Raw genomic sequence first — 13,411 nt, forward strand, 5'->3', positions numbered from 1 at the left:
CGGTCGGGCACCGCCCGTGCGGGAGTCGCAGGCCTCCCGGCATCGGCAAGAAGCGGCACGAGGTCGGCATCGCCCCGTCGATGGCGGGCCTCCGCCGGTCAGGAGGCCGCACGGTCCATGGGCTCATCCTCATGGCGTTCGGCCTGGGCCTGATCCCGTTCTCGGTGCAGTACGTGGTGCTGCGGGGTTCCGAGGTGATCCGAGAGGAACTGCCTAGTTCACGACATGGCCCGAAGGCCGGTCCGCCTCCGCCGGGGCCGCGGGGGGCAGTTCGCCCGCGGGGCGGCGCCAGCCGTGCTCGCCGCGGGCGCGGAGCCAGGCGGTGGTCTCCTGCGGGGGCATCGCCGCGGCGACGAGCCACCCCTGGACGGCGTCGCAGCCCAGGTCCCGCAGCCTCTCCCAGGTTTCGTCGTCCTCGACGCCCTCCGCCACCACGAGCAGCCCGAGCGAGTGGGCGAGGTCGACGGTGCAGCGGACGATTTCGGCGTCCTGCGCGTCGATCGCGAGGCGGGCCACGAAGGACCGGTCGATCTTCAGCTCGCTCACCGGGAGCCGGCGCAGGTGGACCAGCGAGGAGTAGCCCGTGCCGAAGTCGTCGAGTGACATCTTCACTCCGTGACCCGCGAGCCCGGCAAGGGTGTCGGCGGCGCGCTGCGGGTCCTCCAGCAGCACGTGTTCGGTGATCTCCAGTTGGAGCGCTCCTGCCGGGACGCCGTGCCGTGCCAGCCGGGCGGCGACGGCTCCGGCGAATCCGGGGGTGTGGACGTCGCGGGGCGACACATTGACGGCGACCGGGACATGGAGCCCCTGGGCGCGCCAGCGGGCGACCTGGCCGAGCGCGGTCTCCAGGACGTACTCCGTCAGATGGGGCATCAGTCCGGAGGACTCGGCGATGGCGATGAACTCGTCGGGCGGGACCCGGCCGCGGTCCGGGTGCACCCAGCGCACGAGGGCCTCCAAACCGGCCACCTGACCGTCGAAGCCGACCTTGGGCTGGTAGTGCAACTCCACTTCCCCGGCGTCCAGTGCCCTGCGCAGGTCGCCCAGCAGACCCAGCCGGTCCGGCGTGTTCGAATCCCGCTTGGACTCGTACACCTCGACGCCCGTGCGATCGCGCTTCGCCTGGTACATCGCCACATCCGCCCGCCTGAGCAGCCCTTCGGCGTCAAGCGCGTGGTCGGGGAACACCGCGAGCCCCGCGCTGGCCTCGAGTACGAGGGTCAGCCCGTCGAGGTCGAGAGGTGAGGAGAGCTGGCCCACCAGGTGGCGGGCGACGCGCTGTGCGCTGGTGGTGGAGTCGGCGGTCGGCAGGAGTACGGCGAACTCGTCACCGCCGAGCCTGGCCGCCTCCGCTCCGCGTGGCAGGGCGACGCGCAGCCGTTCGGCGATCTGAAGCAGCAGCCGGTCGCCCGCCAGATGGCCCAGGGTGTCGTTGACGGAACGGAAGCGGTCGAGGTCGATGAGGACGAGCGCGGACCGGGCGCCGACGCCCTCGGCCTCTTCAAGCGCCGCCCAGGTGCGCTCAAGCAGCCACTGCCGGTTGGGCAGGCCGGTCAGCGGATCGCGCAACTGCTCCTCGGCACGTGCCCGGGCGATCCACAGGGTGGAGTCGAGAGCGATCAGCGGCACGGCGAAGAGCGGCAGCAGGATCGGCATCGCGGTCGCCACCACGCAGATCAGCGGGGCGATCCCCAGCAGGGCCACCGCGACAAGGCCCTGCCGCAGCAGGGCCGTACGGGTGGCGGTGGGCAGTCCGCCGCCCTGCGGCGCCAACGTGTACCAGAGCACCGTTCGGGTGACGCCGAGGTAGGCGGTGGCCGCGAGCACCACTTCGGGCCCGGCGTCAGCCCCCCATTCCACGGGCGACCAGGGCTGGTCCACCGTGGGTACGTCGCCGAACGCGGCGAGCACCAGGGCCGCGGCCCCGACGCCGAGGACATCCGCCGCTCCGTGCAGCACCCCTTGCCGCCAGCGGTGCCTGCGAGCCGCACCGACGAGCAGCACGACCGCGAGGCTGACCAGACCCGCGGGCACCCAGCCGTAGAGCAGCAGCACGGCGAGGGTGAGGGCGGCACCCGAGCCGGTGCCGCCCCACCAGCGGTCGCGGCCCAGCGCGACCAGATGGCCGACGATGATGCCGGTGAGCACGGCCAGGGACCAGCCCTCGACCCCGGCGGGGAACAGCGGGTGCCCCTGCGTCACGGCCGCGACGATGCCTGCCGCCAGGGCGAGGCCGGAGAGCCCCACGACCACGGAGGGCATCCTGGCGGGGATACGCGCAAACCCCCGGAAACCACGCGGCCGTGAGACCGGGGCGGCGCTCTCGGTCGGTTCCATACCCGTCCCTCTCACAGCCGGCGGTGCCGATGCCACGCGATGGGCTCCCTGTCATGCCACCACGGCCGAAACCTCGCCACGCAGCCGTGTACGACAGACGCACAACTCAACAGTAGGCTGCGGAAGGCCCGTACGGGCAGCGCTCTACAGCTCTTGCCCGATTGCGACCCGGCCACCCTTATCCCTCTGATATGCGCCGATCGAGTGAGCCCATCAGAGTGAATGCTCGATCATACGTGCCACTTATCGAGCCCTCCGGAGCTGCTCGACGCCCCCTCACTGCTCTTCGACCGGCATCGCGGCCTCGCGGGCGGCGTCCTGCCCCTGTCCGAGCAGGACACCGAAGCCGTCCTCGTCGAGCACTGGCACCTTCAGCTGCATGGCCTTGTCGTACTTCGAACCGGGGTTGTCGCCGACGACCACGAAGGAGGTCTTCTTGGAGACCGACCCCGTAACCTTCGCCCCAAGGCCCTGAAGGGCGTCCTTGGCGCCGTCCCTCGTGTAGTGCTCCAAGGTGCCCGTGACGACGACCGTGAGGCCTTCCAGCGGACGCGGCCCCACGTCCTCACCGGCCCCTTCCTCCTCCATCCGGACGCCCGCGGCCCGCCACTTACGCAGGATCTCGCGGTGCCAGTCCTCCTCGAACCACTGCTTCAGCGAGGCCGCGATGGTCGACCCGACACCCTCGACCGCCGCCAGCTCCTCCTCGGAGGCCTGCTCGATCCGGTCGATGGAGCGGAACTCACGGGCGAGCGCCTCGGCGGCGACCGGGCCGACATGACGAATGGACAGCCCCGTGATGACGCGGGCCAGGGGGCGCTCCTTGGCCGCCGCGATGTTCTCCAGCAGCGCCAGGGTGTTCTTCTTCGGCTCGCCCAGCTGGTTGGCGAAGACGGTGACGATCTTCTCCTCGCCGGTCTTCGGGTCACGCTTGGGCAGCCCGCTGTCCTGGTCCAGGACATAGGCCTTGATGGGCAGCAGCTTCTCGACGGTCAGATCGAACAGATCTCCCTCGTCGGCCAGCGGAGGGTCGGACGGCTCCAGGGGCTTGGTGAGCGCCGCCGCCGCCACATAGCCGAAGGCCTCGATGTCCAGGCACTTGCGCCCGCCGAGATAGAACAGCCGCTCACGCAACTGGGCCGGGCAACTGCGGCTGTTGGGGCAGCGGAGGTCGATATCGCCCTCCTTCATCGGCCGCAGCGCCGTGCCGCACTCGGGGCACTCGGCCGGCATCACGAACTCCCGCTCGCTGCCGTCCCGCAGGTCCACCACCGGCCCGAGGATCTCCGGAATGACATCGCCCGCCTTGCGCAGCACGACGGTGTCGCCGATCAGCACACCCTTGGACTTCACCACCTCCTGGTTGTGGAGCGTGGCGAACTCGACCTCGGAGCCCGCCACCTTGACCGGCTCCACCTGCGCGTACGGAGTGACCCGGCCCGTGCGGCCCACACCCACGCGGATGTTGACCAGCTTGGTGTTGACCTCCTCCGGGGCGTACTTCCAGGCAATCGCCCAGCGCGGTGCCCGGGAAGTCGAGCCCAGCCGGCCCTGAAGCGGGATCTCGTCCAGCTTGACGACCACTCCGTCGATCTCGTGCTCGACGGAGTGGCGGCGCTCGCCGTAGTACGTGATGAACTCGCGGACCCCGTCCAGGGAGCCGACCACCTTGTTGTGCCGGGCCGTCGGCAGACCCCACTCGTGCAGCAGCTCGTACGCCTGCGACAGGCGGGTGATCTCAAGACCCTCGCGTGCGCCGATCCCGTGCACCACCATGTGCAGCGGAAGCGTCGCGGTCACCTTCGGGTCCTTCTGGCGCAGCGAACCCGACGCGGAGTTGCGTGGGTTGGCGTACGGCTGCTCCCCCGCCGCGACCCGGCGGGCGTTGAGCTCCTCGAAGGCCTCCATCGGGAAGTAGACCTCGCCGCGGATCTCGACCAGATCCGGGATGCGGTCGCCCTTCAGACGGTCCGGGATGTCCTTGATCGTCCGTACGTTCGGAGTGATGTCCTCGCCGGTGCGGCCGTCGCCCCGGGTCGCCGCCCGGGTCAGTCTGCCTTTCTCGTACGTCAGATTGACCGCCAGACCGTCGACCTTCAGCTCGCACAGGAAGTGATGCGCCGACGAACCGACCTCCTTGGCGATCCGGTCCGCCCAGCCCGCCAGCTCCTTGTCGTCGAAGGCGTTGTCGAGCGACAGCATCCGCTCGCGGTGCTCGACGGCGGTGAACTCCGTCTCGTACGCCCCCGCGACCTTCTGGGTCGGCGAGTCGGGTGTGCGCAGCTCCGGATACCCCTCCTCCAGCGCCTCCAGCGTCCGCAGCAGCTTGTCGAACTCGGCGTCGCTGATGACCGGCTGGTCCTTCACGTAGTACCGGAAGCGGTGCTCCTCGATCTGCTCCGCCAGCTGGGCGTGGTTCTCCCGTGCCTCCGCGGGCACCGTCCCCTGCTGTTCGACAGCCACCGTGATGTCCTCCCGTTACCTCAGCCCCGAGTCCATTACTCAGGGTTGTCCGCGAGCGATCTCGCCGCCCTGACGCAGTGCGTGAGAGCCGCACGCGCATAGGCGGGCGAAGCGCCCGCCAGCCCGCACGAAGGAGTGATTACCACAGACCCCTCAAGAGTCCCCGGACTCAGCCCCAGCCTGCGCCACAGCGTCCTGACACCCATGACGCTACCGCCAGGGTCTGACAATGGACCGTCCGTGGACGGGACGACCCCGGCGAGGAGTTTCATGCCGCCTTCGACCGCTTCCCCCACGGCTTCCTCGTGACGCTCGGTGAGCAGGCTGAAATCGAACGAGACTCCTGTGGCCCCTGCCCGGCCCAGCAGGGCGAACGGCACGTCCGGGGCGCAGGAGTGCACCACCACGGGACCGTCCGTGACCGCCCGCACCTCTCGCAGCGTGCTCTCCACGAGCTGCCGGTCCACCGCCCGGTGCGTCCGGTAGCCGCTGGCCGTCCTGATCTGCCCGCGCAGCACGGCGGTCAGGGACGGCTCGTCCAGTTGAAGCACCACCCGCGCCCCCGGAACACGCCGCCGCACCTCCGCGAGATGCCCGCGCAGCCCTTCGGCGAGCGAGGCCGCGAGATCGCGGCAGGCACCCGGATCGCCCAGGGCAGCCTCGCCGTTCCTGAGCTCCAGGGCGGCGGCCAGTGTCCACGGCCCGACGGCCTGGACCTTCAGCGGGCCCTCGTACCCCTGGGTGAACTCCTCGAGCGCGTCCAGGTCCTCGCCGAGCCAGGACCGGGCGCGCCGGGTGTCACGCCCCGGCCGGTCGCTGACCCGCCAGCCGCTGGGCTCGACATGCCCGTACATCTCCACGAGCAGGCCGATCGTCCGCCCGATCATGTCCGCGCCGGGGCCACGGGCGGGCAGTTCGGGCAGATACGGGAAGTCCTCGAAGGAGCCGGTGACGGCCTTGGCCGCCTCGCGGGCGTCGCCGCCCGGCATGGAGCCGACTCCGGTGGCACTGCCCCACACGAAGCTCCGCGGGGTTTCGTCGCTGGAATCGCTCATCGTCCGGGCCGCACCGTCAGATCGTTGATCTCCGCGTCACGCGGCAGATCGAGGGCGGTGAGGATCGCGGTCGCGACCGACTCGGGGTCGATCCACCGGGACGGGTCGTACTCCTTGCCCTCCTGCTGGTGCACCTTGGCCTGCATCGGGCTCGCGGTGCGTCCCGGGTAGACGGAACTGACCCGGATGCCGTTGGGGTTCTCCTCGTGGCGCAGCGAGTCGGCGAGCGCCCTGAGACCGTGCTTGGATGCGGCGTACGCGCCCCACCCCGCATGGGCGTTGAGCCCCGCGCCCGAGTTCACGAAGATCACCGTGCCCTGAGCGGCACGCAGCTGCGGCAGCATCAGCCGGGTCAGCTCGGCCGGCCCCACCAGGTTCACATCGAGCTGGGCGTGCCACGTCTTCGGGGTGAGCTCGCCGATCGCGCCGAGGTCCACGATCCCCGCGATGTGGAGCAGGGAGTCCAGGCGCTCGGGCATGGTCTGGTGCGAGAAGGCCCAGGAGAGCCGGTCGGGCGCGGCGAGGTCGCCGACGAGGGTACGGGCGCCGGGGTACGCCTGGGCGAACTCCTTGGCGCGTCCCGCGTCACGTGCCAGCAGCACGAGTTCGTCCCCGCGCTCGTGCAGCCGGCGCGCGACGGCGGCGCCGATGCCGGAGCCCGCGCCGGTGATCAGATGAGTAGCCATGAAGGCAATGCTCGCATCACCGCACGCCCGGGCATGCCTCCAGGTCCTGGCCGGGAGCGCCCGGCGCTGCTCCGCTGCCTGAGGGCTGCTCCATGACGTCCTTCGTCGAGTCCGTCATGAAGCAGCGGAGCAGGGGGGGAACGGCCTACGCGACCGCGCCCGCCCCCCGCCGTGCCGTCGTCGCGATCGTCGCCGAGCCGACCACGCGCGTGCCGTCGTACAGCACGATCGCCTGGCCGGGCGCCACCCCGTGCACCGGCTCGGTGAAGCTCACCCGCAGCTCACCGCCGCTCAGCTCGGCGGTGACCTCGGTCTCGCCGCCGTGGGCGCGCAGCTGGGCGGTGTAGACACCCGGGCCCTGCGGGGCGGTGCCGCACCAGCGGGGCTTGATCGCGGTCAGGGCACTGACCGCGAGCGCCTCGGCCGGGCCGACCGTGACGGTGTTGTCGACGGGTGAGATGTCCAGGACATAGCGCGGCTTGCCGTCGGGCGCGGGGTGACCGATGCGCAGGCCCTTGCGCTGGCCGATGGTGAAGCCGTACGCACCCTCGTGGGTGCCCAGCTTCGTACCGGACTCGTCCAGGATGTCGCCCTCCGCCTTGCCGAGGCGGGAGGCGAGGAAGCCCTGGGTGTCGCCGTCGGCGATGAAGCAGATGTCGTGGCTGTCGGGCTTCTTCGCCACCGCGAGCCCACGACGCTCGGCCTCCGCGCGGATCTCGTCCTTGGTGGTGAGGGTGTCGCCGAGCGGGAACATCGCGTGGGCGAGCTGCTTCTCGTCGAGCACGCCCAGCACGTACGACTGGTCCTTGGCCATGTCGCTCGCCCGGTGCAGCTCCCGGGTACCGTCCTCCCTGAGGACCACCGTGGCGTAGTGGCCCGTGCACACGGCGTCGAATCCGAGTGCCAGAGCCTTGTCGAGCAGCGCAGCGAACTTGATCTTCTCGTTGCAGCGCAGGCAGGGGTTCGGCGTACGGCCCGCCTCGTACTCCGCGATGAAGTCCTCCACGACGTCCTCGCGGAAGCGCTCGGCGAGATCCCACACATAGAAGGGGATGCCGATGACGTCGGCGGCGCGGCGTGCGTCGCGTGAGTCCTCGATCGTGCAGCAGCCGCGCGCGCCGGTGCGGAAGGACTGCGGGTTCGCGGAGAGGGCCAGGTGGACGCCGGTGACGTCGTGCCCGGCCTCGACGGCGCGGGCGGCGGCGACGGCTGAGTCCACACCGCCGGACATCGCGGCGAGCACACGGAGCGGACGGGAAGGGGTCTGAGTCATAGCCCTACCAGAGTACGGGGCGCCGGGAACCACCGACTCGTGAGTACGCGTTCCAGAAGCTGAGAGAGGCAGAGAGCGATCGGCGTTGGGGTGGCATGGGCGGTAGTGGGGACGCGCGGCGCGGCGTGGGACGCAGGGCGGTGCTGATCGGCGGCGGAGCCGCGCTCGTGGGCACGGGCGTGGCGGCCCATGACGAGCTCAGACGCCTGTGGTGGCGGCTGCCCGGCGTGGAGAAGCAGCGGGTGGAGGGCGAGCTCGACCACCCGGGGGCGCTGTGGACGGCGGCGTCCCGGGCCAACTGGCGCAGGGCCGACCGCCCTGACGACTTCACGATCGACCGGGTCGTGATCCATGTCGTCCAGGGCAGCTACGCCACCGCGCTGAAGGTCTTCAAGGACCCGGGCCACCTCGCGGCGGCGCACTATGTGGTGGGCAAGGACGGGCGGATAGCTCAGATGATCCGCGAGCTCGATGTGGCCTACCACGCCGGGAACCGCTCGATGAACGAGCGCAGTATCGGGATCGAGCACGAGGGCTTCGTCGACCGGCCCCGGGACTTCACGAGCGCGATGTACGCGGCATCGGCGCGGCTGACGGCCGGGATCTGCCGGCGGTACGGGATCCCCGTGGACCGGGAGCACATCGTCGGCCATGTGGAGGTGCCCGGCACGGACCACACCGATCCGGGCCCGCACTGGGACTGGCAGCGCTATCTGCGGCTCGTGCGCTCGGCTCGGACGCAGATCGAGTCGGCCTCCTCCAGATGAGACCCGCCGTGAGACGGGTCCCGCCGTGCCATGAATCCCGCCGCTAGGTGAGTCCCGCCGTGCGCGCCCGCTCGACCGCCGGGCCGATGGCCTTCGCCAGGGCTTCCACGTCCTCCTGGGTGGAGGTGTGGCCCAGGCTGAAACGGAGCGTCCCGCGGGCGAGCTCCGGGTCTGCGCCGGTGGCGAGCAGCACATGGCTCGGCTGGGCGATCCCGGCCGTGCAGGCGGAGCCGGTGGAGCACTCGATGCCCTGGGCGTCGAGCAGCAGCAGCAGGGAATCGCCCTCGCAGCCGGGAAAGGTGAAGTGGGCGTTGGCCGGCAGCCGGTTCTCGGGGTCACCGCCGAGGATCGCGTCCGGCACGGCGGTGCGTACGGAGCCGATCAACCGGTCCCGCAGGGAGCCCACCTCGCGTACGAAGTCCTCGCGCCGCTCGGCCGCCAGCCGGCCCGCCACGGCGAAGGCGGCGACGGCGGGCACGTCGAGGGTGCCCGAGCGTACGTGGCGTTCCTGGCCGCCGCCGTGGAGCACCGGCACGGGGGTGTACTCCCGGCCGAGCAGCAGCGCACCGATTCCGTAGGGGCCGCCGATCTTGTGGGCGCTCACGGTCATCGCGGCGAGGCCGGACGCCCCGAAGTCCACATCGAGCTGCCCGACCGCCTGCACGGCGTCGGAGTGCAGCGGGACACCGAATTCGGCCGCGACATCGACGAGTTCGCGGATCGGCAGGACCGTGCCGATCTCGTTGTTGGCCCACATCACGGTGACGAGGGCGACATCGCCGGGGTCCCGCTCGATGCTCTCGCGCAGGGCGTCGGGGTGCACCCGGCCGTGCCGGTCGACCGGCAGGTACTCGATGGTGGCGCCCTCGTGTTCGCCGAGCCAGTGCACGGCGTCGAGCACGGCGTGGTGTTCGACGGGGCTGGACAGGACCCGGGTACGACGGGGGTCGGCGTTGCGGCGGGCCCAGTAGAGGCCCTTCACCGCGAGGTTGTCGGCCTCGGTGCCACCGGAGGTGAGGACGACCTCGCTGGGACGCGCTCCGAGCGCGTCGGCGAGTGCCTCCCTGGCCTCCTCGACGGTACGGCGGGCCCGGCGGCCCGCGGCGTGCAACGACGAGGCGTTTCCCGTGACGGCGAGCTGGGCGGTCATCGCCTCGATCGCTTCCGGAAGCATCGGAGTGGTCGCGGCGTGGTCGAGGTAAGCCATGATGCCCACGATTCTACGAGCCACGGGGTGGCCGGCAGTGCGGCCGGGTGCCCCTGTCCGTACCTGGGCGGGGGCGCCCGGCCGGACTTCGTGGCAGCACCCGGCCGGGCGCCGTGGCGCGGTCAGCCGCCGAAGCTCCAGACGACGGCGCCGCTGCCGTCGAGGAGCACCGTGAAGACGACGAGGTCGGCGATTCCGAGACCGAGGCCGAGCAGGGCACGCCCGCGGCGGGCGGTGCCGCGCAGCAGAGCGAGCCCGCCGAGGACGATCGCGGAGGGGCCGAGGATCACATTCATCACCAGCAGGCCGAGCAGCCCGAGCACGAAGGAGGCGACGGCCATGCCGTCGGCGTCGCGCTTGCTGCTGGTGAACCGTCGGGTAGGAGAAACGAGTTCCATGGTCCTGCTCCCTCAGTCAGTGGGTACGGCGGCGCGCGCGGCGCTCGCGTACGGCGAAGACGAGCAGCCAGAGACCGATGAGGGTGGCGGCTGCGGCGGACGCGGGAAGCGGGATCTGTGCCACGGTGCCCAGGAGCAGTCCCAGGAGAAGCAGCGCGGCAACGAGGGCGATCATGATCAGCCTTTCACTGAACGGATGAGAGTACAACTGTTCACTGACTTCTCAGTCTAGTCTTCCCAGAGTCGGAGAACACATGTTTACTGAATGGCATGAGTCACACCGCCGGAATCCGCCAGACCCAGAAGTTGAAGACGCGTCAGGCCCTCCTGGACGCGGCCCTGCAGTTGCTGGAGCACCAGAGCCTCAGCAGCCTCGGCCTGCGTGAGGTGACCCGGGCGGTGGGCGTCGCACCGGCGGCGTTCTACCGGCACTTCACGGACCTGGCGGAGCTCGGTGTGGCCCTGGTGGAGGAAGCCCTCGGCAGCCTGCACGGACTGGTCGCCGAGCTGCTCGCGGAGACGGGGGACGCGGAGGTGCGCATCACCCGCACGGTGGACCTCATCGCGCGCCATGTCCGGGCCCAGCCCGCCCACTTCCGCTTCATCGCGCGCGAGCGGCACGGCGGATCCGGACGGGTACGCGCCGCCATCGCGACCCAACTCGACGCGTTCACCGACGAGGTGGCCAGGGCGTTCGCCGCGGAACCGGGGTCCCAGGGCTGGACGGACGCGGACCTGCACATGCTGGCGGGGCTCTATGTCGAGCACATGGTGCTCACGGCCTCGGCGTTCCTGTCGGCGTACGAGGCGGAGACGAGCGGCGATCCAGGAGCGGCGGACGAGCGGGAGATCGCCCGTACCGCCCGCAACCGCCTGCGGATCGTCACGCTCGGCCGCCGCCACTGGCTGGAGGACGACGTCTTCGGAGTCCACGACTGACCCCGGGCCCCTTGCCCGGTCAGTCGCGCGCGGAGCTGCGATCGCCCGTATCGGCGGACCGGCCGACCCCCGCCATGAAGCGCCACACCAGGGCGTGCCCCAGCATGACCAGCAGGATCAGCAGCAGGGCTTCGGCCTGGAGCCCCGACAGACCGATGGCACCGGCGGCCCCGGGCGCCGCGCCCACCACGGCGATGAGCACATAGACAGCGGCCGCCGCGCCCATGGCCGGGCTGAGCAGCCCGGAAGCGTCGTCCGCCCGCCCGCGCGCGAGCAGCCGCAACGTCGACACGCAGCCGACCACCGCGAGCACGACGAAGCTCGCCCGCCAGAGTCCCGGCGCCTCACTCCCGCCGACCTGGGCGAACAGGCCCATCAACGCGGGCAGCAGAAAGGAGAGGTAGACACCGCCGACGATCCGGCGCAGCGGCGCCAGGCGCATCCAGTCGGCGTGCCCTTGCACCACGTTCCACCACAGGCCCACCAGCGTGAAGCAGGTGGCCGCGAAGAGAGCGTAGAACGTGCTGACATCCATTGGGCGAGCGTCGCACGGGGACGCGGTCACCCCGGAGGATCGACACTCCTCACGCACCCGGCCGGGTGGCCGGGCCGGGCACCTGTGCGGCGCGGCCCCTCAGTGCTTGGGCAGGGGCACCTTGGCCAGCTGGCGGGACTGGGCGACCAGACGGTCCGCGCTGTCCCAGATCTCGGCGTCCTCCTCGAGGAAGCCGCCCGCGAGGTTGCGGGTGGTGATGGAGACGCGCAGCGGTCCGGGAGCCGGGCGGCAGCGGATGTGCGTGGTGAGCTCGACGGTCGGGGTCCAGCCGCGGATGCCGATCTCGAAGGCGGTCGGCGGCAGCGCGTCCACCGTCAGGAGCAGCGACAGCGGGTCCGCGTCACGGCCGTCGGCGAGGCCGAACCAGGCGCGCATCTCACCCTTGCCGGAGGGAGCGCCCACGGCCCAGCCGACGGTGGCGGGGTCGAGCCTGAGGTCCAGCCGATCGGTGATCGCCGTGGAGCCGGGGATGGCGGCGGACGCTGAGCCGTCGGCCCGGCCCAGGCAGAGCTCGTACGGCGGGATGGCCGGGGGCTTCGCGGTCGTGCGGACGTCGTCGGGCAGTTGGTCCAGGTCGCCGTAGGTGGCGAGGACACGGATGCGCTCCACCTCGGTGCCGTCCGCCGCGTACTGGAACAGGGACGCCTGGCCGGTGGAGAGGGTGCGTCCGGTACGGATGACCTCGGTACGGATCACCGCGGGGCCGGGCTCGGAGGGGCTCAGGTAGTGGGCCGAGACCGAGAACGGGTCCGGGTGCGGCAGGGCGTCGCCGAGCGCCCGCCCTAGCGTCGCCAGAAGATAGCCGCCGTTGACGGCCCGGATGATCGTCCAGCCCTCGGAGAGCTCCGCGCGGTATACGCCCGGTACCCCCGGGTCCTGCAGGGTGACAGCGGTATCGCGGTCGAACTCGCTGTCCCCAATGGTTGCCTGTGCCACCTGTGCCATGCCGCGACCGTACAGCAGCAAACTACTAAGCGGTAGCTTTTCTGGGTGTCTCCTCCGTCTCAGTGGCCGCCGACCTGCGGTTCCATGCGCGCGGCGCCCGCCAGTGGAAGCGCATGGCGAGCAGCCGCAGCACGAAGGCCGTCACCACGGCGAGCCCGCTGGTGAGGGCGTTCAGCGCGTCGAACCTGATGCAGAGCGCCACCATCGTGGCGCCGACCATCGCCGGGACGGCATACAGATCCCGGTCCCAGCGCAGCAGCGAAGGCACCTCGTTGGCCAGCACGTCGCGCAGCACACCGCCCCCGACCGCGGTGGCGAGCCCGAGCACCACGGAGGAGGTCAGCCCGAGGCCGTACTCGTACGCCTTGGTCGTCCCCGTGACACAGAAGAGCCCGAGACCGGCGGCGTCGAAGACGTTGACCGAACCCTGGATGCGCTCGACCTCCGGATGCAGGAAGAACACCAGCGCGGCGGCGACGAGCGGCATCAGGAAGTAGCCGAGATCCGTGAACGCGGCGGGCGGCACCGCCCCGATGACCAGGTCCCGGAAGAGCCCGCCGCCCAGTGCGGTGCTCTCCGCGAGGACGGCGATGCCGAAGACGTCGAAGTTCTTGCGCACGGCGAGGAGGGCGCCGGAGATGGCGAAGACGAAGATGCCGACGAGGTCGAGCGCGTGTTGGACGGAGGGGGTGAACAGTTCCTGGAGCACGCCCCCAATTGTGCGGGTCGCCTCCGGCGGGGGTGGTTGCCGGTGGCGTCCGCACCCCCGCGGCTGCGGACGGGTT

Annotated in this window: 13 protein-coding genes; 2 read left to right on the forward strand and 11 right to left on the reverse strand. The window is 71.1% G+C overall.

The genetic code is table 11. The features are described from left to right. Positions 1 to 213: 213 nt before the first annotated feature. From ABZ532_RS27360 to mnmA, 5 genes are all read right to left on the reverse strand, one after another. Entirely contained in the window at positions 214 to 2,337 is a 2,124-nt protein-coding gene (locus ABZ532_RS27360) for a bifunctional diguanylate cyclase/phosphodiesterase (protein ID WP_361289201.1), read from the reverse strand. A gap of 276 nt (positions 2,338 to 2,613) precedes the next feature. Then, positions 2,614 to 4,800, reverse strand: coding sequence for an NAD-dependent DNA ligase LigA (gene ligA / locus ABZ532_RS27365; protein ID WP_361289204.1), 2,187 nt, complete (start codon positions 4,798 to 4,800; stop codon positions 2,614 to 2,616). A 35-nt stretch (positions 4,801 to 4,835) separates the two neighbouring features. After that, positions 4,836 to 5,855, reverse strand: coding sequence for a methionine synthase (locus ABZ532_RS27370; protein WP_361289207.1), 1,020 nt, complete (start codon positions 5,853 to 5,855; stop codon positions 4,836 to 4,838). Continuing rightward, positions 5,852 to 6,541, reverse strand: a complete 690-nt coding sequence (locus tag ABZ532_RS27375) for an SDR family oxidoreductase (protein WP_361289210.1) — start codon at positions 6,539 to 6,541, stop codon at positions 5,852 to 5,854. Before ABZ532_RS27375 ends, ABZ532_RS27370 begins: the two co-directional genes overlap by 4 nt. Positions 6,542 to 6,686: 145 nt before the next feature. Continuing rightward, the gene (gene mnmA, locus ABZ532_RS27380) at positions 6,687 to 7,814 is read right to left on the reverse strand and encodes a tRNA 2-thiouridine(34) synthase MnmA (protein ID WP_361289213.1); all 1,128 of its coding nucleotides are present in this window, start codon (positions 7,812 to 7,814) and stop codon (positions 6,687 to 6,689) included. A gap of 95 nt (positions 7,815 to 7,909) precedes the next feature. Here mnmA and ABZ532_RS27385 point away from each other — a divergent pair, with 95 nt between their 5' ends. Next, positions 7,910 to 8,581: an N-acetylmuramoyl-L-alanine amidase gene (locus tag ABZ532_RS27385; RefSeq protein ID WP_361289216.1), complete on the forward strand. Its 672-nt coding sequence runs from the start codon at positions 7,910 to 7,912 to the stop codon at positions 8,579 to 8,581. 43 nt (positions 8,582 to 8,624) lie between these two features. Here the strand turns inward: ABZ532_RS27385 and ABZ532_RS27390 are convergent, their stop codons facing one another. From ABZ532_RS27390 to ABZ532_RS27400, 3 genes are all read right to left on the reverse strand, one after another. Further along, entirely contained in the window at positions 8,625 to 9,788 is a 1,164-nt protein-coding gene (locus ABZ532_RS27390) for a cysteine desulfurase family protein (RefSeq protein ID WP_361289219.1), read from the reverse strand. Between the two features lie 122 nt (positions 9,789 to 9,910). After that, positions 9,911 to 10,186, reverse strand: coding sequence for a DUF4190 domain-containing protein (locus ABZ532_RS27395; protein WP_361289222.1), 276 nt, complete (start codon positions 10,184 to 10,186; stop codon positions 9,911 to 9,913). A gap of 16 nt (positions 10,187 to 10,202) precedes the next feature. Then, positions 10,203 to 10,361 (reverse strand): hypothetical protein, encoded by a 159-nt coding sequence (locus ABZ532_RS27400; RefSeq protein ID WP_361289225.1) that lies wholly within the window; start codon positions 10,359 to 10,361, stop codon positions 10,203 to 10,205. 95 nt (positions 10,362 to 10,456) lie between these two features. Between ABZ532_RS27400 and ABZ532_RS27405 the strand changes: the two genes are divergently transcribed. Further along, on the forward strand, positions 10,457 to 11,125 hold the full coding sequence (locus tag ABZ532_RS27405) for a TetR family transcriptional regulator (RefSeq protein ID WP_361289229.1): 669 nt from the start codon (positions 10,457 to 10,459) through the stop codon (positions 11,123 to 11,125). 19 nt (positions 11,126 to 11,144) lie between these two features. On the opposite strand, the gene ABZ532_RS27410 is transcribed toward ABZ532_RS27405, so the two are convergent. From ABZ532_RS27410 to ABZ532_RS27420, 3 genes are all read right to left on the reverse strand, one after another. After that, positions 11,145 to 11,660, reverse strand: a complete 516-nt coding sequence (locus ABZ532_RS27410; protein WP_361289232.1) for a hypothetical protein — start codon at positions 11,658 to 11,660, stop codon at positions 11,145 to 11,147. A gap of 99 nt (positions 11,661 to 11,759) precedes the next feature. After that, complete coding sequence (locus ABZ532_RS27415) at positions 11,760 to 12,626, reverse strand: thioesterase family protein (RefSeq protein ID WP_361289235.1); 867 nt, start codon at positions 12,624 to 12,626, stop codon at positions 11,760 to 11,762. 25 nt (positions 12,627 to 12,651) lie between these two features. Further along, complete coding sequence (locus ABZ532_RS27420; RefSeq protein ID WP_361289238.1) at positions 12,652 to 13,335, reverse strand: trimeric intracellular cation channel family protein; 684 nt, start codon at positions 13,333 to 13,335, stop codon at positions 12,652 to 12,654. Positions 13,336 to 13,411 lie beyond the last annotated feature (76 nt).

This window comes from Streptomyces sp. NPDC019396, from assembly GCF_040632375.1.
GTDB lineage: Bacteria > Actinomycetota > Actinomycetes > Streptomycetales > Streptomycetaceae > Streptomyces.